This window comes from Magnetococcales bacterium, from assembly GCA_015231755.1.
Taxonomy (GTDB): Bacteria; Pseudomonadota; Magnetococcia; order Magnetococcales; family Magnetaquicoccaceae; genus Magnetaquiglobus.
Window position 1 is genome coordinate 1 of record JADGAZ010000002.1, and the last position, 23611, is coordinate 23611.

Consider the following 23611-nt stretch of genomic DNA (forward strand, 5'->3'; position numbering starts at 1 on the left):
CCCCGTCAGGTTCCGAAAGAGCTGGTCCGACCCGTCACCACATCATTTCACAGCATCTCCGCCAGGTTCAATAAGCCCACCTTGTTCTTGATAATCTTCTCTTCGGCATTCATCGCTGACATCCTCCTTGGTTGGTTTATGTCCATCCTACCATAAATGTCAGATTAAGTCTTGCCTACTACAGAATATATGTCTGCATCCGTTCCCTTGTTCACTCACGATTCACGGCATCTGGTCGAGACAAGCTGACACAAGCAATGGCAGGAGGCATAACGGAAGAATCGAGACAGAAAAAGACGGCCAACAGAGGACAAAGGCACCAACCATTCTGGGGCGCAGAAATTTTCCTTGCGCTCCGGGAGGGGTCCATATATGTCCCCGGATTTACGACCGAGTATGGTTTACCAGATTCCGGATTTCCGACTTCATATCCAGATAGAAAGATCTGCATCAAAGCCAATCTTCTTGCGAGAGTGAGCATGCGCAATTGCGATGCCTACGCTTGTCAATTCCATGCTATTGAATTGGGTACTCGCCGCATCGTCTAGGAACTTCGGAAACCTCGGACAAATTTTTTCGAGAAACTTGCGTGCCTCCTGCTCGTTCATTACATATTGCGTATTTAGCTGGATAAGCTGATTGGCTAATTCTTCCGATATGCCTCTGTCCGAACACAGCGTCTTGGTTATGTCGTCGTTTAACCCTTTTGGTTGTAACAGAGCGGAATCGTGAAGGCATGAAATATGAACATCAATAATCTTCGGCTCTCTTTCTTCGATCGCCCTTATGGCGTCTCGTTGATATCCTTTCGAAAAAAAACCTTTATACGCGTCGGTTAATGATTTTACGATATCTCTCGAACCTGCCCTGACCGAAGCACAACCGACAAACTCTATATGTTTGTAATTAGAAAGTTTTAGACTAATCGGATCAGCAAAAACCAATATCTCATTTTCTAGATAATCAGCGAGCATCTCAATACTATTCATGTTACCTCTGAACACATTGGCAACATTGAAGCAACATGCGAGGATGTCCAATTGCTCGGAATTGAGCTTTGGAGCAACCGATAACGATTCATTTAGAACGATCTGTAGCAGACTCCGTTCTTCTTGTTTTGTACGGTCCACAAGTAGACCAACTAGAAGGTCTCCTAATTCCTTATCACCGCACCGGGCGAACTCCTTTTGGACAGTGAAGAGAGAATACTGAAAGTCGGGATCTTCAGCGGCTTGCATTCCCGCCGGATTCTTTGCTTCCAGTTCCTGAATGAACTGATCTGTTATCTCTCGCGCCCGCTTGTCAGCCGTCTCTTTTGCTAAGCCTGCCAACTTAGCAAAATTACTTTCAAATACTTCATTGGCTATCTCTCTGACATGGGAAATTGTAAGCCCAGTGTTTACCGTAACCTGTTCGGCTTGGATGTTTAGCGAGTTGTCGCCACCCTGCTGACTTCTATTGCTAATATCCATTACCGTCCTTCCGAAAAGAAGAAGTAACGTTACCACCAACCTGGATATTTGTAGAGCTATCGCCTCCCTTCTGCGACATGCTACTTTTAATCCCAGAAGCCCTAAATAAGAGCCATGAAATCATAGTAACGCCGATTCCGCTGAATATCCATTCCTTGTTGGCGATCAAGTAGTCAAGCATACGAGTACTCCTAGCTGATTGAATCTAATATTTGATCGAAAATTCGGGGACCATAACTTCTGGGACAGTATCTCCATTAAGCCGACAAATCCGAAGGTGTTATAGATCGGACCCACTTTCGAATCCCCCCATTCTCCGCAACCAACTTTCACATCGAAATGGTCCAGCATCAGGAGTCAATGATATTCTCCCAATATCATACCATTAAGTGGGTCCGTAATTTCCGGACCCACCCAGGGCGGGTCCACAGGTTTTGGAGAATGGGGCCGGAGAGAGAATGATATCCGCCCATTTCGACTCCCGCAAGTCCGAAATTCGACCAAATGCGTTTTCGAACTGTTCCGCGCAACCATTGGAAACATTGGACTTTTTTGCATATACAAAAGCCGCCCGGTTGGGCGGCCTTGGTGACGAGAAAAAACTATTGAAAAAAAATGGTGGGCCCACCCGGATTCGAACCTGGGACCGACCGGTTATGAGCCGGCGGCTCTGACCGCTGAGCTATAGGCCCGCATGACATTTTACGTCGTTTCAAGACTCCAGAAAACTTCTCAGCTTGCGCGAGCGGGTGGGGTGGCGGAGCTTGCGCAGGGCTTTGGCTTCGATTTGGCGGATGCGTTCGCGGGTGACGTGGAACTGCTTGCCCACCTCTTCCAGCGTATGATCCGTATGCACGCCAATGCCGAAACGCATGCGCAAGACATTCTCCTCCCGATCGGTCAAGGTTTTCAATACCCGTCCGGTGGTGTCGCGCAGATTGGCCATGATGGCCAGTTCCGAAGGCGACAGCATGGACTTGTCTTCGATGAAATCCCCCAGATGGGAATCCTCTTCGTCCCCCACCGGGGTCTCCAGGGAGATGGGCTCCTTGGCGATTTTGAGTACCTTGCGCACCTTGTCCAAAGACATTTCCATGCGTTCGGCGATCTCTTCGGGGGTGGGTTCCCGGCCCATCTCCTGCACCATCTGACGGCTGGTACGCACCAGCTTGTTGATGGTCTCGATCATGTGTACCGGAATGCGAATGGTGCGGGCCTGATCGGCAATGGAACGGGTGATGGCCTGCCGGATCCACCAGGTGGCATACGTCGAAAACTTGTAACCCCGACGCCACTCGAACTTGTCCACCGCCTTCATCAAACCGATGTTGCCCTCCTGGATCAGATCCAGGAATTGCAGTCCCCGGTTGGTGTATTTCTTGGCAATCGAGATCACCAAACGCAGGTTGGCCTCCACCATCTCCTTTTTGGCCCAACTGGCCTTGCGTTCCCCGGTCATGATCTTTTTGTTGGTGTTTTTCAGATCCGTGACCGTCTGACCGGCTTCGGCCTCGATTTCGGTGATCCGGTCCCGCAGGGCGTACAGATCCTCCCGATGTTCGTAAAATCGCTGCCACGCCGGAGAAGGATGATTGGAAAACTTGTCCACCCAGACCTTGCGACCGTCGCTGCCCTGGTACTCCTTGAGAAAAGTCTTCTTGGGCACACCGGCAATTTCGGAGACTTTCAGAATTTCCATCTCCACTTCACGCACCCGCTCGACGTATTTCTTTAAAATACGCACCATGCGGTCGATCTGCTTGAAGGAAAACTTGACCGATACCACCGCCTTGACGATGCGCTCGCGCCGATCCCGATAACGCCGACGCAACCGCTTGACCCCGACCCCATCTCCGGCCAGCCGACATTTCTCCTGTTCGGCGCGGATTTCGTTCAGCATCACGTTGTCGGCGGCAATGGAATCAAATACCGCCTGGGTCTGTTCCAGCAACTCCTGGATGCGCAGATTCTCTTCTTCGGTGGATTTTTTCATGGCGAGCAACCCTTCGCCGCCATCCAGATCATGGGACTCGTCGTCCTCATCCATCAGGTCATCGGATTTGTCGTCCAGATCGTCGTCATCGTCGCTGTCCTCGTCGTCGGACTCTTCTCCGTCGCCATCCTCCCCCAGTTCGTGGGAGGGGGCGGGAATGTCGAGGATATCGCGCAGACTCACCTGACCATTGCGCAACTTTTCCGCCAGCAGAATGATCTCCTGGAACGTCACCGGGGAGTCGCAAATGGCGGAAATCACCTCGTTGCGCCCAGCCTCGATGCGCTGGGCGATCATGATCTCCCCTTCACGGGTCAACAGGTCCACAGACCCCATTTCCCGCAGATACATGCGCACCGGGTCATCGGTCTTGCCCAGATCGATATCCTCGATGCCGCCATCCGACCCGCCCCGTTTGCCGAACAGATCATCCCCGTCGTCCGGATCGTCCACATCCACGTCGCCCAGGTCCACATCCAGTTCGACATCCACATCCACGTCACCGAGGGGAATGGACTTGATGGAAGAGACCACCATGGTTGCCGATGCGGCACCGCCGCCCGACCAACTCAGGATGACAGGCCGCCCGCCAATTCTCTGCTAATGATCACTCAAATAAGTTTATGCAATTCAAAGAGAAGATCAAGGAGGTGATGCCAAGGCGAACAAAAAATTCTGGCACTTGATACAACTATAAATCATAGGGCTGCAAACCAGTATGGCGCGAGAGACGTGACAACATACGGGGACCGATTTCCTCCTGATCATGGAAAGCGAACACCACATCAGCCCATCCATCCCTTTCCAGGGTGCGATGGGATCCACTTTGACGTTTGATCCGCCAACCGATACGAAGCAAGGCTGCCAACACGAGACGCGCCTTGCTGGCGGGCCACATGCTCATGCCGCCGCAAACGAGACCGTGAATGCCCGCCCCTGGGTTTCCCCATTTTCAAGACGTTCCGCCAGAACCCGCAAGGCCAGGGCTTCGACCTGAGAGATGGCCTCCTCCTCGGTCCGACCATAAGCCATCACTCCCGGCAGTTCCATCACCTCGGCCAGCCAGCGACCGTCCGTTTCCTGTTCGTATTCTATGGTGTAATTCATTTCCATGGACTCCTGATCGTGGAGTTTCTTACAACAAAAAAACTTGATGTCTCTTTATATTAAATCATGAACGCTGGATTTTAAAGCACCTTCGTCGATTTGGCGTCTTGCACTTGATCGATGCGTTGATGACCCTGCTCGCGCCTGACATCATCGTCGCGATCCTGGACGGGCGGCAGCCGGACGTGCTGACGTGGCAGGCGTTGAAGAACCCGTTCCCGATGGAATGGGAGCAACAAAGGGAGAAGTGGGGGATGATTCATCCCGGTTGATCGGGCTTGGTGGGCTTGCGTCCTGGCTTTTGGGGCTTGAGAATCCGTTTCAGTTGGGTCTCCAGTTTGTCCAAAAAGAGATCACTGCCCAAGGGTCTTCCGGTTTGTTCGTGTCTGCGCAGGGTTTCCATGGTTTCATCGGCCAACCGGCTTGCCAAAAAAAGAGACCAATCCGGAATCAACTCCAGCATGGGTTTGGTTTTGACCAGTCTGTCGTCTTGCCCGGATAAATGAGCGCGTGCGCTACTCCATGGGTATTCTTCAGGCAAGACGGTCAAACGTGCCCGTACCGGATTGAGTTCGACGTACCGGGTAGCGGCCAGAAGATACTCTTCGTCCAAAGGGAACGAAGCAAACCGACCTTGCCAAAGATGCCCGCGCCATTTTTGGCGAAAATTGACATGCCGGGTGTAACGCCGGTGCGCCTCGCCGATGGCCAACCGCATACTCTCCTCCGTCCGAGGAACAGCAATCAAGTGGACATGGTTGGGCATCAAACAGTAGGCCCAGATCTCCACCTCAAAACGCGCGCACCACTCTGCCATCAGATCGAGATAGACCTGATAATCCTGTTCCACAAAAAATGTCTGCTGCCTCCGATTCCCGCGCTGGGTGATGTGATGCGGCAATCCAGGAGCAACAACACGAGCGATTCTGGCCATGAGATCATGGTAACTTTTTCAAGCCGGAAAGGAAATGAATATACTGTCCCCGGATTTCCGTTCCGGACATCATCGTCGCGATCCTGGACGGGCGGCAGCCGGATGTGCTGACGTGGCGGGAGTTGAAGAATCCGTTCCCGATGGAATGGGAGCAGCAGAGGGAGAAGTGGGGTTTCCCGAAATTGCCGATATAGCCAATTTATGGCCATCAGGGAAATCGGTAAGCTGCCCCCGATTTCTGGGATTTCCGGATTTCTTCGAATTTCGCGATTTCCCTATTTCGATTTCACCACCCAAGAAGCGCACCAAGATTTAATTTTCTTTTAATTGTATTTAAGCGTTCAAGATACCTAGCAGAGTTTTCATTATTAATATTATTTAGTTCAAACTGATAATAAATCTTAATGTAATCAAAAATTTCATTACGGTACTTACTGTCAAGCATAAATTCCTGGTAATTCTTAAGTAGTTGTTCAAAAAAAATTTTATTGTATGATTGGATCGATAAGATTTGTACATTGTTTATGCTAATATACGACACCTGCTCCACTAAAGTGTCAATATTAAACAATAACAAACAATAGCCCTCCGTTAACTTCTTTCTTTTATCTAGTCTACTATTTAAATACCCACCCAGCATTCCGAACATAAAGCCAAGAAAAGAGCTGATAAGAGCGATAACCAATTTCTCTTCAACGCTGCTTAACATAATCATTTCTCAACCATAACAGGTTTGTGTTGATTCTTAATCGTAGAAAACGTGCGGGTAAGGCGTTTGATATCGTTGTCCCACCCGCTTAACAGGCTTTCTATATTGCTTTGTTCGAGATCAGTTAATCTTATCTTTGCCATCAGTCTGCGTATTGATCTGAACAGTTCATTTTTAATATCAGTAATGTTTGGCGTTATATTTTTAGCATCTAATACTGCGAACAAACCACTTCTTAATTTCTTTTCCTCGGTCAGATCAATGAAAAGAGCGCAATACAAATAATACACTGCTTTAATTTTATCACCAATTAATTTTTTTGCCCTAAACCCAAACTCCTCACTGTCAATAATATGTTTATAATTATTAGCATAGAGCTCCTCTTTATAAGAATCTCTTGGGATTGCTAATTGATAATCGTCAGTAACTAATTCGAGATAGTTAAATGAAAAACAAAATTCTGACACGTTTGGAAAGACTTTAGTATCTTTCCCAAGCAAATACATACCCCTCTCAGTTGGCAATAAAAAGAAATCGAGAGCAGATATATTCTTAGTATAGGTTGAGTAATCAATTTCAATGCATTTGTATTCATTACTTGTACATAAACTTCCTAACGCAAGAAGGACAAATTCTCTCTGAAATCTCCCTAAATCACAAAACATTGAAACAACATCAGATGCGCGCACTTTGTCGTTGTTATTGTAAGATGTAACAACATATTTTAAAATTAGGTATTTTAACCAATAAGTGTGTTGATGCGGTTTATGCCATTCTGTGAAATTCATTTCAGGGGAAATTGTCGCATCAACCAAGAAAATATTTGGGAAATGTTCATTTGCTTGAGTATACCGCTTTTTAAAATTAAGCACATAAAGCATTACAAGAAGCGAAGGGTATTCGTTAAACAATCTTTTACAAATTATAAATGCCTCCTTATCAAAGGATAATTTTCCCAAAAACTCAATCAAAGAACGATACCTGTGATGACACATGTTATAGATGGCTTGCATAGAAGGTTCAGAAAAACCCTCTGCAGAAATCGTAAGAATAACTCCTATTTGCCCAAGCACATCTGAAAATAATTCGCTTTTATTGTTATTCGCCTTCTGTATAGCCTTAATTGCTTCGCTTAATAGTTTTATCCTGGAATCTACAACATCTTTGAGTGGTGATTGCTTTAATTTATAATACGTTCCATTTATACTCTTCTGACTGTCTGAAGATCTCTTCGTAAGAATAAAGTACAAATATGTTCTACAGAAGAAGAGCACACAAAGTCCTAGCTGACCAAAAGCACCATTTTGGTCAAAGATGTCAATTAAGTTTGAGATGTTATTCCCAAACCTTTCTGATTGGCAAATAAATTCTTTATCAAAGAATGAATATTTTGAAAACCTGTAATGATAAATATCTAAATTATCAATTAAAATAATTAAACGGTATTTATCTTGCATCATTCTCGAAACAAGCGCTATAAAGTACGGCTGTGGAGAGTTCTGTCTTGAAATATTTATATCATAATATATACCCAGGACACTAAATAAAGTTGATTCAATTTTTTTGATTAGCTCTACATAAAATTGATCATTAATATCTTTGTACACTTCTCTTCCAAGATATTCGTCTTTAACGTCAAATTTTACAGGAAACAATTTAAACCCATCATTTAAATCCATCCCAAAGACATCATTAACAACTCTTGTGGCAAATATGGATTTCCCTTCGCCTGGCTCACCAAGCAAATAACTAATACGATTTGTTCCGAAAATGTTTTTGAGATTATTTGTTGTTATTGGATTTGCCGTTATAGATTTAAGAAATTCTTGATATGACAACTCTTCAGAAATTATTTGATCTTCTTTTGAAACGGTTCTGTAAACCCCAGGGGGGATATATGTTTCAGAAATAAAAAATTTTGCAAGATTGTCTTCTGCAATTATATTCTCGTCCTGATCATTTACTTGAAGGGTTTTGCTATAGCCAATCGTTGGTCTAACGTGATGCGAAAAACAATTTGTAAATAATTTGCTCCACTGCCTAGAATCAAGCTTTGCTGAAGATGAAGTTATTGTTTCTCGATATTCTTGTAATGTTGGGCTATTTAATTTATCTAACAGCCTTAAAAACAAATCCTTGTAATTAACTGTTATTATTCCTGCATTATTCGTCTGAAGACTATCAGTACGTCTACTGGAATTTCTGTACATCGCCCAACCCCTTTTTTCTTAATAAGAATAAGTATTCGTCAGCATCGTCCAGCAGTATCATAAGAACCACCCCGGATCCAAGTTCGAATCCTCCCCCATTCTCCGCGACCAAGTTTCACTTCGAAACAGTCCAGTATCAGGAGTCAATAATATTCTCCCAGTATCAAATCGTTAAGTGGGTCCACAGGTTTTGGAGAATGTGGCCGGAGAGAGAATGATATCCGCCCATTTCGACGCCCGCAAGTCAAAAAAATCAAACCAAAAGCATTTTCGAACCATCTCACGTAACCATTAAAAATATTGGAGTTATTTTATCACAAAAAAAACCGCCCCGAAGGGCGGCAACAGACGAAGAAAAACACTTCAAAATCAAATTGGTGGGCCCACCCGGATTCGAACCTGGGACCGACCGGTTATGAGCCGGCGGCTCTGACCGCTGAGCTATAGGCCCGCATGACATTTTACGTCGTTTCAAGACTCCAGAAAACTTCTCAGCTTGCGCGAGCGGGTGGGGTGGCGGAGCTTGCGCAGGGCTTTGGCTTCGATTTGGCGGATGCGTTCGCGGGTGACGTGGAACTGCTTGCCCACCTCTTCCAGCGTATGATCCGTATGCACGCCAATGCCGAAACGCATGCGCAAGACATTCTCCTCCCGATCGGTCAAGGTTTTCAATACCCGTCCGGTGGTGTCGCGCAGATTGGCCATGATGGCCAGTTCCGAAGGCGACAGCATGGACTTGTCTTCGATGAAATCCCCCAGATGGGAATCCTCTTCGTCCCCCACCGGGGTCTCCAGGGAGATGGGCTCCTTGGCGATTTTGAGTACCTTGCGCACCTTGTCCAAAGACATTTCCATGCGTTCGGCGATCTCTTCGGGGGTGGGTTCCCGGCCCATCTCCTGCACCATCTGACGGCTGGTACGCACCAGCTTGTTGATGGTCTCGATCATGTGTACCGGAATGCGAATGGTGCGGGCCTGATCGGCAATGGAACGGGTGATGGCCTGCCGGATCCACCAGGTGGCATACGTCGAAAACTTGTAACCCCGACGCCACTCGAACTTGTCCACCGCCTTCATCAAACCGATGTTGCCCTCCTGGATCAGATCCAGGAATTGCAGTCCCCGGTTGGTGTATTTCTTGGCAATCGAGATCACCAAACGCAGGTTGGCCTCCACCATCTCCTTTTTGGCCCAACTGGCCTTGCGTTCCCCGGTCATGATCTTTTTGTTGGTGTTTTTCAGATCCGTGACCGTCTGACCGGCTTCGGCCTCGATTTCGGTGATCCGGTCCCGCAGGGCGTACAGATCCTCCCGATGTTCGTAAAATCGCTGCCACGCCGGAGAAGGATGATTGGAAAACTTGTCCACCCAGACCTTGCGACCGTCGCTGCCCTGGTACTCCTTGAGAAAAGTCTTCTTGGGCACACCGGCAATTTCGGAGACTTTCAGAATTTCCATCTCCACTTCACGCACCCGCTCGACGTATTTCTTTAAAATACGCACCATGCGGTCGATCTGCTTGAAGGAAAACTTGACCGATACCACCGCCTTGACGATGCGCTCGCGCCGATCCCGATAACGCCGACGCAACCGCTTGACCCCGACCCCATCTCCGGCCAGCCGACATTTCTCCTGTTCGGCGCGGATTTCGTTCAGCATCACGTTGTCGGCGGCAATGGAATCAAATACCGCCTGGGTCTGTTCCAGCAACTCCTGGATGCGCAGATTCTCTTCTTCGGTGGATTTTTTCATGGCGAGCAACCCTTCGCCGCCATCCAGATCATGGGACTCGTCGTCCTCATCCATCAGGTCATCGGATTTGTCGTCCAGATCGTCGTCATCGTCGCTGTCCTCGTCGTCGGACTCTTCTCCGTCGCCATCCTCCCCCAGTTCGTGGGAGGGGGCGGGAATGTCGAGGATATCGCGCAGACTCACCTGACCATTGCGCAACTTTTCCGCCAGCAGAATGATCTCCTGGAACGTCACCGGGGAGTCGCAAATGGCGGAAATCACCTCGTTGCGCCCAGCCTCGATGCGCTGGGCGATCATGATCTCCCCTTCACGGGTCAACAGGTCCACAGACCCCATTTCCCGCAGATACATGCGTACCGGGTCATCGGTCTTGCCCAGATCGATATCCTCGATGCCGCCATCCGACCCGCCCCGTTTGCCGAACAGATCATCCCCGTCGTCCGGATCGTCCACATCCACGTCGCCCAGGTCCACATCCAGTTCGACATCCACGTCCACATCCCCCAAAGGAATGGACTTGATGGAAGAGACCACTTCCGGTTCTTCCACCAGATGAATGCCCAAATCATCCAGCACAGTCACCACGTCCTCGATCTGCTCCGCGACGTTGACATTATGGGGAAGGACATCGTTGACTTCGTCATAGGTCAGAAATCCACGCTCCTTGCCGCGCTCGATCAAGAGTTTCATCTGACCCAGTTTGGGATCTTCACCCATATTATTCATCCATCTCCCGATTGTTCCTGATTGTGATGCCAACCATGTCCCTTTTAGCGCGCCTCTTCCCGAACGGTTTTGCGTTCCAGCACCCTGCGTTCTTCCAGTTTCAGGGCGCGACACCGGGAGGTCAGAGTATTGTCGTGATCGCCTTCCAGATCGATCCGACGCATCAGATTCATCCGTTCCCGGCGCAAGGTCTTGACATGCACACTGATCAAACAGCCGTCGAACTCTTCATCGGCCAAATCCGGCGACAACTCCTCGGCGGCCAGAATCTCTTGCACCCGTCGGGCCATCTCCGGTGTGGAAAACCGTTCCGGCGGCCAGCGACCGGAGCTGTCAGCGCCTTGCTGGCCCCATTCGATCAATTCGGTCAACAAGGCGGCCAGTTGCGCGTTTTCCAGTTGCAGGCGGCTCAACTCCTCCTCCCGTTCTTTGGCGAGACGGGGGTGCCGCAGCAGCAAAGCCAGCAGGGCCTGTTCGTGATCCCGTTGGGAAGGCGTCTGACCCTGGCGGACAGGCCGAGGCGCAGGAGAAGCCCGTACCGGTCGCGGTTCCGGGGGTCTCACCCCCTGAGCGAATCGCAACGGGATATGCAAACGTTGACCCAACGTCTCGGCGTAAAGTTCCCGCAGCAAAGGATCCTTCACCTTGGCCAGCAACGGACGGGCACGATGCATCAGGGCTGCACGTCCTTCGGGGTCTGCGGCGTTCAGGCCGGCACCGAGCCTGCGGACCAGAAACTCGATGGGGGCGATGGCCCCTTCGATGCGTCGGGCGAATCCCGCCGCCCCTTCCCGCCGCACCACCTCATCCGGATCCTCTCCGGGAGGCAGAAACAAAAAGGCCGCGTGACGATCCGCCTCCAGACCATCGAAAAACAGTTCCAACGCCCGCCAGGCCGCTTTTTCCCCCGCCGCGTCGCCGTCGAAACAGAAATGAATCTTGCGCGTCTGTTGCCATAAAAGACGCAAATGATCCGGAGTCAAGGCGGTTCCCAGGGTGGCCACCACCGGCAGCACCCCCTTGTCCACCAGGGAGAGACGATCCATGTAGCCTTCCACCACGATGGCCGAACCACTCTTGCGGATCGACTCCCGGGCGGTTTCCAGGCCATACAGGAGTTTGCCCTTCTGAAAGACTTCGGTTTCCGGCGAATTGAGATATTTCGGTTCGCCCGGCCCCATCAATCGTCCGCCAAATCCGACGCAACGCCCCTTGAGATCGTGAATGGGAAAGATGATCCGATCCCGGAAACGGTCATACAGTCGTTCACCGGGGGCCTTGCGGGTCACCAATCCGGCCTGCTCCAGGAGTTCCCCCGCCGCCTCGCCGCCGCCGAAACGGTCCAGCAGACGACTCCATCCTCCAGGGGCATACCCCAAGCCTTCGTTTTCCACGGTGGCGGGTTTCAGTCCCCGGTCCGCCAGATAGCGACGGGCCATGTTGCCGCCGGGAGCGGTCAACTCCTCCCGGTACCAGGCCCGCACCGCCGCGAGCATTTCCAGCACCCGACGCCGCGACTCCTCCCGGCGGGCGGTCTCCGGATCTTCCGGCCCATCCCGGGGCAAGGAGATGCCGGTCATGGCCGCCAACTCTTCCACGGCTTCGTTGAAGCCGACACCTTTGGACTTCATCACGAAGTCGAAGGCGTCACCTCCTTCGCCGCAGCCGAAACATTTATACCCCTTGTCCGGCCTCACCGAAAACGAAGGGGTTTTCTCATTATGAAACGGGCACAGCCCCTGCCAACCGGTTCCCTGTTTCTTCAGAGTGACCCGACGGCCCACCAGTTCCAGGAGATCCACCCGCTCACGGATCAGGTCAATGAGTGTGTCGGGATACCGGGGCATGGGGCCATCCGTTGAAGCGCGTCATAAAGAAACCGTCACACCACACCTGCTGGCGTGACCGTGCATCGAAACAGGAGTGCCGGTCGTTCCATGTATGTTTCGGCATAACATTTTATTTGACTACGATAGGTTGCGCTTGTCAAGTCCAGAGAGAAAAATTTTCTCGACAATCGACATCATCCCCCCTCCCGGGCGCTATCGACACACCATGGGACCCACCCTGCGCCCTCCCAGAATATGCACATGGAGATGCGCCACCTCCTGTCCGCCATGGTCGCGGGTATTGATCAAGGTGCGATACCCCGCTTCGGCCACCCCCAGTTCCCGGGCCACATGGGCCACGCGTTCCAGCAGATGTCCCGCCTCGGCGCGATCCGCCACGCCCAGATCATCCAGACAGGCCACGTGACGCTTGGGAATCACCAACGCATGCACCGGAGTCTGGGGATGAATGTCATGAAAAGCGAAAACCATCTCATCTTCGTAAATCTTTTTGGACGGAATGAGGCCTTGCACAATCTTGCAAAAAATACACTCCTGGGACATGGGTCGATTCTCCTTGTGTGGGCGGTCAGATGAAATCCGGATCCCCAATCATACCCTCCTTTTTCCAGGCTTGACACCTCTCCACTCCAATAGGCATGATTTTGGCATAAATCCATCTTCGAACCACGTCATCGGCGCGCGGATGCCAAACGGATCCATTTTCCACCACCATCACGGGCTAAAGCTTGCATGAAATCCTTGTCTGAGATCAAACTGGCCATCATCGGCTTGGGATATGTGGGTCTGCCACTGGCCGTGGAGTTCGGCAGCAAGCGTTCCGTACTCGGCTTCGACATCAATCAACAGCGTATCGACGAACTGCGCGCCGGCAACGATCTGACCCTGGAAACCCATCGGGAAGAGCTCCTGGCCGCCACGCAATTGCGTTTCACCACCCGCCTGGAAGATCTGCGGGAGTGCAACTGCTTCATCGTCACCGTGCCCACCCCCATCGACACCCACAAACGCCCGGACCTGACCCCGTTGATCAAGGCCAGCGAAACCGTGGGCAAGGTACTCAAGCCCGACGATGTGGTCATTTACGAATCCACCGTCTATCCCGGCTGCACCGAAGAGGATTGTGTGCCCATTCTCGAACGTTTCTCGGGATTGACCTTCAATCGGGAGTTCTTCGTGGGCTACTCCCCGGAGCGGATCAATCCGGGCGACAAGGAACACCGGGTCACCACGATCCGCAAAGTCACCTCCGGCTCCACCCCGGAAATCGCCGACCTGATCGACGCCCTCTACAACGAAATCATCACCGCCGGCACCCACAAGGCTCCCACCATCCAGGTGGCCGAAGCCGCCAAGGTGATCGAAAACACCCAGCGGGATCTCAACATTGCCCTCATCAACGAACTGGCGATCATTTTCAACAAAATGGGCATCGACACCGAAGCGGTGCTCCAGGCCGCGGGCAGCAAATGGAACTTTTTGCCCTTTCGTCCCGGTCTGGTGGGGGGGCATTGCATCGGCGTGGATCCGTATTACCTCACCCACAAGGCCCAGAGCATCGGTTATCACCCGGAGATCATCCTGGCGGGCCGACGCCTCAACGACTCCATGGGGGTGTACGTGGTGGCCCAACTGGTCAAGGCCATGACCAAACGCCGTCTGCTGGTGGATGGCGCACGCATCCTGGTGATGGGTCTGACCTTCAAGGAGAACTGCCCGGACCTGCGCAACACCCGGGTGGTGGATATCGTCAACGAACTGCACGACTACCATTGCAGCGTGGATGTGTTCGACCCCTGGGTTGCGCTTCACGAGGCCCACCACGAATACGGCATCACGCCGGTGACCCACCCGGAAGAAAACGCCTACGACGCCATCATTCTCGCCGTGGCCCATCAGCAGTTCCGGGAGATGGGCGTGGAGCGGATCCGGCGGCTCGGCAAGCCGGGCCATGTGCTTTACGATCTGAAATACCTGTTTCCCGCGGAGGCCACCGACCTGCGGCTGTGAACCGAGACACCAGGCGAACCCGGCTTGTCACGCTCCTCAAAGGTCACACGCCCCCCTGGGAGCGCCGACGCACGATCACCCGTCCATTCTGACGCACCAGCAGACTGGAAAGCCGGGTCCGACCCCGCCCCAGACGCACCTCCTCTTCCACCAGAAAAAAACGGCTGGAGACCGTCAAACCGTCGGAAAGCACCTCCCGGCCCTTGAGGAGCGGCTCCGCCAGAAAGGTGGCCAGATCCTTGAATCCCTCCCCCCGTTGCCGTTTGTCGTCCAGGGTCATGGCCTCGGAGCGGGTCATGTTTACGACCAGGGTCATCAGCAGTTCCACAGGGGCGGTGTTGATATTCAACTCGGTGCGCTCCGGCAAGGCAGTCACCAGAGGCAACAGTCGGCTCACAGCCTCTTCGTTGAACCCTTCCACCAGCCGCAACTCGGTTGGCGTAACAAACGGCTGATTGGCCGCCCGATAGGGGGGACGCCGGCCCAGATAGGTCTCATCCTCGGCCCCTCCCGGCTGGCTCACCTGACTGTCCGCATCGATCCAGTCCACCACCGCCAGGGCCAGTCGGGCATCCAGCCCCATCACCCGCAACAACCGCTCGAAACGGGCACGATCCACCGGACTCTGCTTGCCATCCCGCACCAGGTTGTTCAGATTGAACCGGCCTTGCAGATCGGTGATCCGTCCCGTGGCCGTACCCCCGGTCACCGGAATCGGCGGCGGGGTGGCGGCCCAGAGTTCGTTTAAATGGTCATGATTGCTCTCTGCCGCGTCCCGACTCAAAATGCCCATGGCCCAGGCCTCTCCCCCCAGGGCCAGATGCAAACCCCGATCCCGCTCCATGATATTGCCGCTGGCACGTATATCCAGATGCTGGGCCGAAATCATGCCAATGGTCACCGTCACCGCCACCGAGACGATCAGCAAGGCGGTCAGCAACGCGGCTCCCCGTCGGGATTCTCTTCCCACCACGGCCATCACCCGCCGCCTCCAATCTCGAACACGCGCCGCACCCGTCCCCAACCGCTCTTGAGCACCACAATCTCCACCGCCCGTGGCAAGGAGACCTCCGCCCCTCCCGGAACGGTTCCCGGCGCGACACCCGGAATGGCTCCCCCGGCGGGAATCCCTCCGGATCCCCCCGAACCCGGCGCCGCCGGCATGGGCCAGGTGCCCCGCCATTTGCCATCCACGGCCAGGAATCGGATCTCCACCTCCGTCACCGCTTCCAGCAGGATCTCCCCCTTGGGAACCTCGTCTTGCACCCGGTCCAGCACAGGCCAGGAGCGACGCAACACCTGTCCCTCCTCCAGGGAGTAGGCCACCCGTTCCAACGCGCTGCGGGCCAGACCACGGGGATTGGGTCGGCCTCCCCGGGTCAATTCAAGAAACCGGGTCGAGCCATCGCTGCCCACCAACGCCGGAAAAACTTTTTGTTGACCATCCCGCATGCCTCTGGGCACCGCCTGTTCCACATCCCTGGATACGAACAGAAAAAAAGTCCGCAACGCATCCAACGCCTCCATGCGTTTCATCCCCTCCTGACGGGCCTGCAACAAGGCGTTCAACCCGCCATAGGCCATCGCCGACATCACCGCGAACACCGCCAACGCCGCCAGCAGCTCCAGCAGGGTGAAGCCGCGCCGATCCGCAAGAGTCATCGGGGATTTCATGGCTTGACCAGATAGGATTCCAAACGGGCCAGGGGTTGGGAGCTGTCCGAGGCCTCGGCGCGCACCTGAATCTCCAGGCGTCGCATCTGGGGTTCGGTGGTGTTGGAAACCGACACGCTCCAATGCCACTCCCGGTCCGCCATGGTCTCCGTGCCCCGGATGATACCGGGTTCGGGCCACTCCAGACGGATCCGGCGTTCCGTGGCCTGATTCATCGCCACCCAGTGGGCCAGGGTGCGATCCCGCAGATAGGCGGCGTTGCGGGCATATTCGGAGACCGCCCGCAGCGACGCGGACAGCGCCAAGGCCAATACCGCCAAGGCCGCCACGGTCTCCAGCAGGGAAAATCCCCCTTCGGGCCGCCGTCGCCTCATGGGGTCACCGCCAGCCGTTCGATCTGCATGCGACCGGTGAGGCTGGCGCTCAGACGAAAGGCGATCTTCTCCCCGGTGCGTGTTGCACCGGGTACGGTCAATTCCAGCTCAAAGGGGGTCATCTCCCCATCCGACGATACCAGCACCTGGGGAGGATCGTCGGGTTTGACCTCCGGCTTGTCCACCGGCACCCCTTCGACCCGCAAGACCATAGGCATGGTCTCGGGAAGGCGTCGGGGTTGCAGGGTGCGATCCCCGGCTGGAGGAGAACGCCATTGATTCTTGTCGTCCAGCACCAAAAAGAGATACCCGTGATCGGCAAAACGGATGCCCCACTCCCGGGCATCGAGTACCGCCTCACGGGATACCAGATCCAACACCCCTTTCAATCGCGCCAATTCATCCCGTGTCCCCTTCTCCCGATCCCCCGGACCCACGGAAAGCACCGCCATGCCCATCATGATGCCAATGATCAGCAGCACCACTAGGATTTCCAGCAAGGTGAATCCGCTCTGATCACCTTTTGTTCGCATCGTGTTGGCCATCCAGGTTCCAGTTGCCCAGATCCGCGTTGGCCTCCGTTCCCCCCTCGACCCCGTCCGCCCCCAGGGTGTACAGATCGAACTCCCCATGGGCGCCCGGTCGCAGATACAGATAGGAGCGGCTCCAGGGATCCTTGGGAGGACGGGCCAGATAGCCCCCCTCGCGCCAGTTCTGGGGAATCGGTTCCAGGGTAGGCTTTTTCACCAAGGCTTCCAGCCCCTGATCCGTGGTGGGATAGACAAAATTGTCCAGCTTGTAGAGATTCAAGGCGGACTCGATGGCCAGAATGTCCTGTTTGGCCTTGACCAGACGGGCCTCTCCGGGACGACTCATGATCTTCGGGGCCACCAGAGTGGCCAATACCGCCAGAATCACCACCACCACCATGATTTCGATCAGGGTGAAACCCGCCTGTCGGGATCGGGAGGTGGCCGTGGTAAAACCGTCTGTGCTGTTCATAGCGACACTCATTGGATCAATTGGTTCAGATTAAAGATCGGCAGCAAGATGGCCACCACGATCGTCAAGACCATACCCCCCATCAAAAAAATCAGCAAAGGTTCCAGCATGCCGGTCAACACGCTCACCAGGGTTTCCACCTCCTGTTCCTGGGCCTCGGCGGCCCGATCCAGCATGTTGGCCAGATTGCCGCTCGCCTCGCCGCTGGCGATCAGGTGGACCACCATGGGAGAAAAAATCCGGCTTTCCGCCAACGCCTGATGGAGTCCTCCCCCTTCCCGGACCCGTTCGGCGGCTCTGGCCACGGCTTCCCGCATGGGCAGATTGGCCACCCCCCGCCCGGAGATGCGCAATCCTTCCAGAATCGGCACGCCACTGCCGGTGAGAATCCCCAAAGTCCGGGCAAAACGGGCGGTATTGATCCCCCGCACCAAAGCCGATGAAAGCGGCAGGCGCAGCAACACCCGATGCCACACCCGTCGGGCCGACTCCTTGCGCATCAGCAGGCGCACGCCGATCACCATTCCCACCACGCCGACCAGCAGCCATCCCCCCTGAAAGCGCAAAAAATCCGACAACGCAATCAGGCCACGGGTCAAAGGCGGCAACTCCTGACCAAAATCCTCGAACACCTTGGTGACTTCCGGAACCACGTAGGTGACCAGCGCCCCGGCCACCAGAATGGAAAAAAACACCACCACCGCCGGATAGATCAGGGCCAGTCCCACGCCGGCTTTGAGTTTGCGGCTTTTTTCCAGGTAGTCCGCCAGACGGTCCAACACCCGATCGAGTTGACCGGAGCTTTCCCCGGCGGCCACGGTTTCCCGGTAAAGGTCGGAAAAGAGGGTGGGATAATCCGCCAGAGCCTGGGCCAGGGCGCGACCTTCCAGCACCCGGGCGCGGACCGAAAGCAGAATGACGCGCAATTTTTTGTGATCGGTTTGCTGGGAGACGGCGTTCAGGGCCTCTTCCACGGGAAGGGAGGCTTTGAGCAGGGTGGCCAGTTGGCGGGTGGCCAGGGTGAGATCCGCCCCGCCGACACCCCGGGTGGGGGAGAGAAAACCGGTTTGGGGGTGTGCCGCGCCTTGTTGGATTTCGAGCATGGTGAGGGGAGTCAGACCCGACTCCCGCAACCGATCGCGCACCTCCCGGGCCGATTCGCCTTCTTCGACCCCTTTGCGGGTGCGTCCCCGACCATCCAGGGCGGTATATTCAAAGGTACCCAAATCCCCACCCCCGACAAACCATTGAAAAAAAAGAGGGGGTCTGGGGGATTCATCCCCCAGGGTTTTGATTGTAAAAAAACAATTTAAAAAATTCTCATTTTGTAAAAATAAAAAACAAAACCCTGGGGAATGAATTCCCCAGACCCCTTCTTCTTTTTCAATAGTCAAAAAAAAGGGGGGATCGCTCCCCCCTTTTCGACATCAATCCGCGATCACCGCCTGGGCTGCGGCCAACCGGGCCACCGGCACCCGGAAGGGAGAACAGGAGACATAATCCAATCCCGCCTTCTCGAAGAAAGCGATGGAAGCCGGATCTCCCCCATGTTCGCCGCACACCCCGATCTTGATGGACTTGCGGGTATCCCGCCCCCGCTTGACCCCCATCTCCACCAACTGCCCCACACCGCTTTGATCCAACGACACAAAAGGATCCTTGGCCAGCAATCCCTTGGCCAGATAGGCGGTGATGAACGGGGTGGCATCGTCTCTGGAGATACCCAAGGTGGTCTGGGTCAGATCGTTGGTGCCGAAGGAGAAAAACTCCGCATCTTCGGCCAGCACATCCGCCACCAAGGCGGCTCTGGGCAGCTCGATCATGGTGCCGATCAACAGATCGATCTTGACCCCGAAGGCCTCCATCACCTGACGACACACCTCCAGACAGCGGACCTTGAGGAATTTCAACTCCTGGGGCAGACCCACCAGGGGGATCATGATTTCGGGAATGATGGTGAATCCCTCATTCTTGACCAGTCCGCAGGCCGCTTCCATGATGGCCCGGACCTGCATTTCGTAGATCTCCGGGAAGGTGACCCCCAGACGACATCCCCGATGCCCCAGCATGGGATTGAACTCCTTGAGGGCGCTCACCCGACCCTGAATCTCCTTGAGTTCCACCCCCATGGATGCGGCCACATCGGTCTGTTCCTTGACTTCGTGGGGCAGGAATTCATGCAACGGCGGATCCAGCAGCCGAATGGTCACCGGACGCCCCTTCATGACCCGGAAGATCTCCTCGAAGTCGGAACGCTGCATGGGCATGATCTTGTCGAGAGCGGCGCGGCGACCGGCTTCGTCTTGCGCCAGGATCATCTCCCGCACCGCCAGGATGCGATTGTCCTTGAAGAACATATGCTCGGTGCGACACAGCCCGATCCCCTCGGCGCCGAACCGGACCGCGTTTTCCGCGTCGGTGGGGGTGTCGGCATTGGCGCGCACTTTCATGTGACGGACCACATCGGCCATCTTCATGAATTGATCGAAATCCCCGGTCAATTGGGGTTCGATCATGGGGATGCGCCCCTGAAGCACCTGACCGGCGTCGCCGTCGATGGTGATCCAGTCACCCTTGCGCAACACCGTGCCCTTGACGGTACAGGTTTCGGCCTTCATGTCGATGTCCAGGTCGTGACAACCGGAGACACAGGGACGTCCCATGCCACGGGCGACCACGGCGGCGTGGGAAGTGGCGCCGCCACGGGCGGTGACGATGCCCTGAGCCGCGTGCATGCCGTGGATATCCTCGGGGCTGGTCTCTTCGCGGACCAGGATGACCTTGTGACCCTCGGAGACCCATTGCACCGCGTCTTCCGGGGTGAAGACCACCTCACCCACAGCGCCACCCGGGGAGGCGGGCACACCGGAAGCCAGCACGGTACGCTTGGCCTTGGGATCCAGGGTGGGATGGAGGAGTTGATTCAAATCTTCGGGCTTGACCCGCATGATGGCTTCCCGGGGGGTGATCAACCCTTCCTTGACCATATCCAGGGCGATGCGCAATGCGGCTTGGACCGTGCGCTTGCCGTTGCGGGTTTGCAGAAGCCACAATTTGCCCTTCTGGATGGTGAATTCCAGATCCTGCATGTCGCGGAAATGGCTTTCGAGTCTTTTGTAGAGGGTCACCAGCTCCTGATACAGCTCGGGCATGACCTCTTCCATGGCCAGATGGGGAGAGCGGGCGCGATTTTTGCCATCCAGGGTGATTTCCTGGGGGGTGCGAATGCCGGCGACCACATCCTCGCCCTGGGCATTGATGAGAAATTCGCCGAAAAAGCGATTGTCGCCGGTGGCCGGGTCCCGGGTGAAGGCCACGCCGGTGGCGCTGTCGGTACCCATGTTGCCGAAGACCATGGCCTGCACATTGACCGCCGTGCCCCAGTCGTCCGGGATGTTGTTGAGACGACGATAGGTGTTGGCGCGGTCGCAATTCCAGGAGTGGAACACGGCCCCGATGGCACCCCAAAGCTGTTCCAGGGGATCTTCCGGAAAGGGTTTGCCGGTGGCTTCCAGAACAATGACCTTGTACAACTCGGACAGATGGCGCCAATCCTCGGCGGTCATCTCCACGTCCTGCTGTTTGCCCAGACGTTTTTTCTCGTGGGTCAGGGTCTCTTCAAAGCGCTCGTGGGGCAGGTTGAGCACCACGTTGGAGTACATATGGATGAAACGGCGGTAACAGTCGTAGACGAACCGGGGATCGCCGGACTGGTTGAGCAGTCCTTGCAGGGTTTCGGCGTTGAGTCCCAGGTTGAGCACGGTATCCATCATGCCGGGCATGGAGACCCGGGAACCGGAACGGACCGACAGCAGCAAGGGATTCTTCGCATCGCCGAAGCGGTTGCCCATGGCCTTGCCGACCTTGCCCAAGGCCTTGTCCACCTGTTCCCGCAACTCTTCGGGATAGGCGCCATCGTGCTTGAAGAAATAGGTGCATATCTCGGTACTGATGGTGAACCCTGCCGGGACCGGAATGCCGATTCTGGACATTTCCGCCAGATTGGCTCCCTTGCCGCCCAGGATGGCCTTCATCGAGGCCTTGCCATCCGCGACTCCCTTTCCGAAGAAATAGATCCGTTTTTTCACTGTTGTAAGATCCCTTGCAGCTCGAATGGTCCCGTTTTATACCGAGGCGGCTACGCTCAAATACCGCAACGCAAAAAGTCTACTCTTCCACTCACAAAAAAGCAACCCATTTCCCGGACCGCCAACACACCGACAGCGGAGCGTGTCACAATACGGCACATTGACTGAAAATTAACGTATCGATGAAACCCCACCCGTTGATTTCATGCCCAAGGGCACCCACTGTTGGTCCACACCACGGCCATGAGACCTAAGATTTCCACAGACAAAGGATTCGATAATTTTCCAACATCCAAACCAAGAATCCATCCCGGAACAGCATTGGCCCGGCAATACAGACAATACCGGCAAGAATCGCACGCCCTTTATCAAACAATACCCGACCTGGATCCAAACCGATTTCACACCTTGGACGACACCATCCTCACGGCAACACCAACTCCCCGTTCGCTCCCAATGGAAACATCGGCGCCCAGGTGATTTCCCAGGGATGTCCGTCGGGGTCGGCGAAATAGGCGACCCGTCCGCCCCAATGGGTATCGACGGCGGGCTTGAGTTCGATGGCGCCGCAGGCCACCACCCGCAGCAGTTCCCGGTCCACGTCCTCTTTCAAGGCCACATTGATCCCCAACGTGATTCCCCCCGCCACCGGGGTGGTATGGCTCAAGCCGGCATCGGCCAGCAACGCTTCACGGGGATAAAGCGCCACCGCCATGGATCCGGTCTGGAAAAAACAGACCCCCTCGCAACTGGCCGCCGAGGCGCGCCAGCCCAGACTTTCATAAAAAGCCCGCGCCCGGGCCAGATCCCCCACACCCAGGGTCACCAGTGACAAACGTTGTTCCATGATCGATGGCTCCTCGTAATGAATGTGTCCGACACAACCCCCTGCAAGACCACCCCCCGTCACGGCCCTTCCGAACGGGCCAGACGGAATCCGATGGTGGCATGACGGTTTTCGGGAGTGCTCCAGCCCCGGTCGGCGGAGCGCAAATAGATGGCCTCGTCATACCAGGAACCGCCACGCAGCACACGCAGTCCGCTGGAGTCGTCCAGACACACAGGATTTTTCCGGCCCGGTTCCACCTCCCGGTAAACCGCCGGACAATACCAGTCCCGCACCCACTCCGAGACATTGCCATGCATGTCGAACAGCCCCCAGCCATTGGCGGGAAAGTGGCCCACCGGCGTGGTACTCTGCCGATACACCCCCTCCCCCTTGCGCAGGGCGTGACCCTTGAAATTGGCCTGTCTGGCAGGATCCAGCGTCGCCCCGAAGGCATAAAGAGTCTTGCTGCCGGCCCGGGCGGCGTACTCCCATTCCGCCTCGCTGGGCAGGCGGAAGGGTCCGTCTCCCAACCCGTCGAGCTTGCGGATGAAGGCCTGGGTCTCCTCCCAACTGACCCGTTCCACCGGATGGTGTTCGCTCAAGGCGAAATGGGCGGGATTGTTCCCCATCACCCGCAACCACTGCCCCTGGGTCACCTCGTGACGACCGAGCCAGAAACCGTTCAGACACACCTCGTGCTGCGGTCCCTCGTCCCCATCCCGCCCGGCCTCTCCCGCCGGACTGCCCATGCCAAAACACCCGGCAGGAATGTGGACAAAAGGAATCCCCGCGAACAGACGCTCTTCCACCGGATCCCCGGCCCACGCCAGGGAAACCAGACCCCATCCCAAAGCCACCAGCATCGCGCCAACCCGCCCCAC

Annotated in this window: 21 protein-coding genes and 2 tRNA genes; 3 read left to right on the forward strand and 20 right to left on the reverse strand. The window is 54.9% G+C overall.

The annotated features are described in order from the left end of the window. Positions 1 to 425: 425 nt before the first annotated feature. The 5 genes from HQL98_01430 to HQL98_01450 form a co-directional block, all read right to left on the reverse strand. Positions 426 to 1472 (reverse strand): hypothetical protein, encoded by a 1047-nt coding sequence (locus HQL98_01430; GenBank protein MBF0270723.1) that lies wholly within the window; start codon positions 1470 to 1472, stop codon positions 426 to 428. A gap of 616 nt (positions 1473 to 2088) precedes the next feature. After that, a tRNA-Ile gene (locus HQL98_01435) sits at positions 2089 to 2164 on the reverse strand. A 20-nt stretch (positions 2165 to 2184) separates the two neighbouring features. Further along, the gene (gene rpoD, locus HQL98_01440; protein MBF0270724.1) at positions 2185 to 4002 is read right to left on the reverse strand and encodes an RNA polymerase sigma factor RpoD; all 1818 of its coding nucleotides are present in this window, start codon (positions 4000 to 4002) and stop codon (positions 2185 to 2187) included. A 154-nt stretch (positions 4003 to 4156) separates the two neighbouring features. Beyond that, complete coding sequence (locus HQL98_01445) at positions 4157 to 4369, reverse strand: type II toxin-antitoxin system HicA family toxin (protein ID MBF0270725.1); 213 nt, start codon at positions 4367 to 4369, stop codon at positions 4157 to 4159. After that, complete coding sequence (locus HQL98_01450) at positions 4366 to 4572, reverse strand: type II toxin-antitoxin system HicB family antitoxin (GenBank protein ID MBF0270726.1); 207 nt, start codon at positions 4570 to 4572, stop codon at positions 4366 to 4368. The genes HQL98_01445 and HQL98_01450 overlap by 4 nt, the downstream gene beginning before the upstream one ends. Positions 4573 to 4685: 113 nt before the next feature. Between HQL98_01450 and HQL98_01455 the strand changes: the two genes are divergently transcribed. Then, positions 4686 to 4844 (forward strand): hypothetical protein, encoded by a 159-nt coding sequence (locus HQL98_01455; GenBank protein ID MBF0270727.1) that lies wholly within the window; start codon positions 4686 to 4688, stop codon positions 4842 to 4844. Here the strand turns inward: HQL98_01455 and HQL98_01460 are convergent. After that, on the reverse strand, positions 4832 to 5506 hold the full coding sequence (locus tag HQL98_01460; protein MBF0270728.1) for a transposase: 675 nt from the start codon (positions 5504 to 5506) through the stop codon (positions 4832 to 4834). The genes HQL98_01455 and HQL98_01460 overlap by 13 nt on opposite strands. Positions 5507 to 5540: 34 nt before the next feature. Here HQL98_01460 and HQL98_01465 point away from each other — a divergent pair, with 34 nt between their 5' ends. Further along, entirely contained in the window at positions 5541 to 5822 is a 282-nt protein-coding gene (locus tag HQL98_01465; GenBank protein MBF0270729.1) for a hypothetical protein, read from the forward strand. Positions 5823 to 6217: 395 nt separating this feature from the next. Here the strand turns inward: HQL98_01465 and HQL98_01470 are convergent, their stop codons facing one another. The 5 genes from HQL98_01470 to HQL98_01490 form a co-directional block, all read right to left on the reverse strand. Then, on the reverse strand, positions 6218 to 8425 hold the full coding sequence (locus HQL98_01470; protein MBF0270730.1) for a hypothetical protein: 2208 nt from the start codon (positions 8423 to 8425) through the stop codon (positions 6218 to 6220). Between the two features lie 375 nt (positions 8426 to 8800). Next, positions 8801 to 8876, reverse strand: a tRNA-Ile gene (locus HQL98_01475). Positions 8877 to 8896: 20 nt separating this feature from the next. Beyond that, entirely contained in the window at positions 8897 to 10903 is a 2007-nt protein-coding gene (gene rpoD, locus HQL98_01480) for an RNA polymerase sigma factor RpoD (protein ID MBF0270731.1), read from the reverse strand. A gap of 44 nt (positions 10904 to 10947) precedes the next feature. Continuing rightward, positions 10948 to 12750, reverse strand: coding sequence for a DNA primase (locus HQL98_01485; GenBank protein ID MBF0270732.1), 1803 nt, complete (start codon positions 12748 to 12750; stop codon positions 10948 to 10950). A 195-nt stretch (positions 12751 to 12945) separates the two neighbouring features. Further along, positions 12946 to 13296 (reverse strand): histidine triad nucleotide-binding protein, encoded by a 351-nt coding sequence (locus tag HQL98_01490; protein MBF0270733.1) that lies wholly within the window; start codon positions 13294 to 13296, stop codon positions 12946 to 12948. A gap of 189 nt (positions 13297 to 13485) precedes the next feature. Between HQL98_01490 and tviB the strand changes: the two genes are divergently transcribed. Beyond that, positions 13486 to 14763, forward strand: a complete 1278-nt coding sequence (tviB, locus tag HQL98_01495) for a Vi polysaccharide biosynthesis UDP-N-acetylglucosamine C-6 dehydrogenase TviB (protein ID MBF0270734.1) — start codon at positions 13486 to 13488, stop codon at positions 14761 to 14763. Positions 14764 to 14806: 43 nt separating this feature from the next. Here the strand turns inward: tviB and gspK are convergent, their stop codons facing one another. From gspK to HQL98_01540, 9 genes are all read right to left on the reverse strand, one after another. Then, the gene (gene gspK, locus HQL98_01500) at positions 14807 to 15742 is read right to left on the reverse strand and encodes a type II secretion system minor pseudopilin GspK (protein ID MBF0270735.1); all 936 of its coding nucleotides are present in this window, start codon (positions 15740 to 15742) and stop codon (positions 14807 to 14809) included. Continuing rightward, entirely contained in the window at positions 15742 to 16425 is a 684-nt protein-coding gene (gspJ, locus tag HQL98_01505) for a type II secretion system minor pseudopilin GspJ (GenBank protein MBF0270736.1), read from the reverse strand. The genes gspK and gspJ overlap by 1 nt, the downstream gene beginning before the upstream one ends. A gap of 8 nt (positions 16426 to 16433) precedes the next feature. Next, positions 16434 to 16811 carry a type II secretion system minor pseudopilin GspI gene (gspI, locus tag HQL98_01510; protein ID MBF0270737.1) on the reverse strand — a complete coding sequence of 126 codons (378 nt, stop codon included), beginning with the start codon at positions 16809 to 16811 and terminating at the stop codon, positions 16434 to 16436. Then, a complete protein-coding gene (gene gspH / locus HQL98_01515) occupies positions 16808 to 17344 on the reverse strand; it encodes a type II secretion system minor pseudopilin GspH (GenBank protein ID MBF0270738.1) in 537 nt (178 codons plus the stop codon). Before gspH ends, gspI begins: the two co-directional genes overlap by 4 nt. After that, positions 17328 to 17813 (reverse strand): type II secretion system major pseudopilin GspG, encoded by a 486-nt coding sequence (gene gspG, locus HQL98_01520; protein ID MBF0270739.1) that lies wholly within the window; start codon positions 17811 to 17813, stop codon positions 17328 to 17330. The genes gspH and gspG overlap by 17 nt, the downstream gene beginning before the upstream one ends. An 8-nt stretch (positions 17814 to 17821) precedes the next feature. Further along, entirely contained in the window at positions 17822 to 19039 is a 1218-nt protein-coding gene (gene gspF / locus HQL98_01525; protein ID MBF0270740.1) for a type II secretion system inner membrane protein GspF, read from the reverse strand. A gap of 201 nt (positions 19040 to 19240) precedes the next feature. Next, positions 19241 to 21889 (reverse strand): pyruvate, phosphate dikinase, encoded by a 2649-nt coding sequence (locus HQL98_01530; protein ID MBF0270741.1) that lies wholly within the window; start codon positions 21887 to 21889, stop codon positions 19241 to 19243. Positions 21890 to 22325: 436 nt separating this feature from the next. Continuing rightward, positions 22326 to 22748, reverse strand: a complete 423-nt coding sequence (locus HQL98_01535; protein ID MBF0270742.1) for a VOC family protein — start codon at positions 22746 to 22748, stop codon at positions 22326 to 22328. Between the two features lie 59 nt (positions 22749 to 22807). After that, the gene (locus HQL98_01540; GenBank protein ID MBF0270743.1) at positions 22808 to 23611 is read right to left on the reverse strand and encodes a formylglycine-generating enzyme family protein; all 804 of its coding nucleotides are present in this window, start codon (positions 23609 to 23611) and stop codon (positions 22808 to 22810) included.

Coding starts and splice junctions, on each gene's coding strand:
- gspK (MBF0270735.1), bottom strand. CDS start 15,742: ATGGCCGTGGTGGGAAGAGAATCCCGACGGGGAGCCGCGTTGCTGACC.
- HQL98_01485 (MBF0270732.1), bottom strand. CDS start 12,750: ATGCCCCGGTATCCCGACACACTCATTGACCTGATCCGTGAGCGGGTG.
- HQL98_01460 (MBF0270728.1), bottom strand. CDS start 5,506: ATGGCCAGAATCGCTCGTGTTGTTGCTCCTGGATTGCCGCATCACATC.
- HQL98_01445 (MBF0270725.1), bottom strand. CDS start 4,369: ATGAGCATGTGGCCCGCCAGCAAGGCGCGTCTCGTGTTGGCAGCCTTG.
- gspI (MBF0270737.1), bottom strand. CDS start 16,811: ATGAGGCGACGGCGGCCCGAAGGGGGATTTTCCCTGCTGGAGACCGTG.
- gspG (MBF0270739.1), bottom strand. CDS start 17,813: ATGAACAGCACAGACGGTTTTACCACGGCCACCTCCCGATCCCGACAG.
- HQL98_01470 (MBF0270730.1), bottom strand. CDS start 8,425: ATGTACAGAAATTCCAGTAGACGTACTGATAGTCTTCAGACGAATAAT.
- HQL98_01430 (MBF0270723.1), bottom strand. CDS start 1,472: ATGGATATTAGCAATAGAAGTCAGCAGGGTGGCGACAACTCGCTAAAC.
- HQL98_01450 (MBF0270726.1), bottom strand. CDS start 4,572: ATGAATTACACCATAGAATACGAACAGGAAACGGACGGTCGCTGGCTG.
- tviB (MBF0270734.1), top strand. CDS start 13,486: ATGAAATCCTTGTCTGAGATCAAACTGGCCATCATCGGCTTGGGATAT.
- HQL98_01535 (MBF0270742.1), bottom strand. CDS start 22,748: ATGGAACAACGTTTGTCACTGGTGACCCTGGGTGTGGGGGATCTGGCC.
- gspH (MBF0270738.1), bottom strand. CDS start 17,344: ATGCGAACAAAAGGTGATCAGAGCGGATTCACCTTGCTGGAAATCCTA.
- HQL98_01465 (MBF0270729.1), top strand. CDS start 5,541: ATGAATATACTGTCCCCGGATTTCCGTTCCGGACATCATCGTCGCGAT.
- rpoD (MBF0270724.1), bottom strand. CDS start 4,002: ATGGTGGTCTCTTCCATCAAGTCCATTCCCCTCGGTGACGTGGATGTG.
- HQL98_01490 (MBF0270733.1), bottom strand. CDS start 13,296: ATGTCCCAGGAGTGTATTTTTTGCAAGATTGTGCAAGGCCTCATTCCG.
- gspJ (MBF0270736.1), bottom strand. CDS start 16,425: ATGACTCTTGCGGATCGGCGCGGCTTCACCCTGCTGGAGCTGCTGGCG.
- rpoD (MBF0270731.1), bottom strand. CDS start 10,903: ATGAATAATATGGGTGAAGATCCCAAACTGGGTCAGATGAAACTCTTG.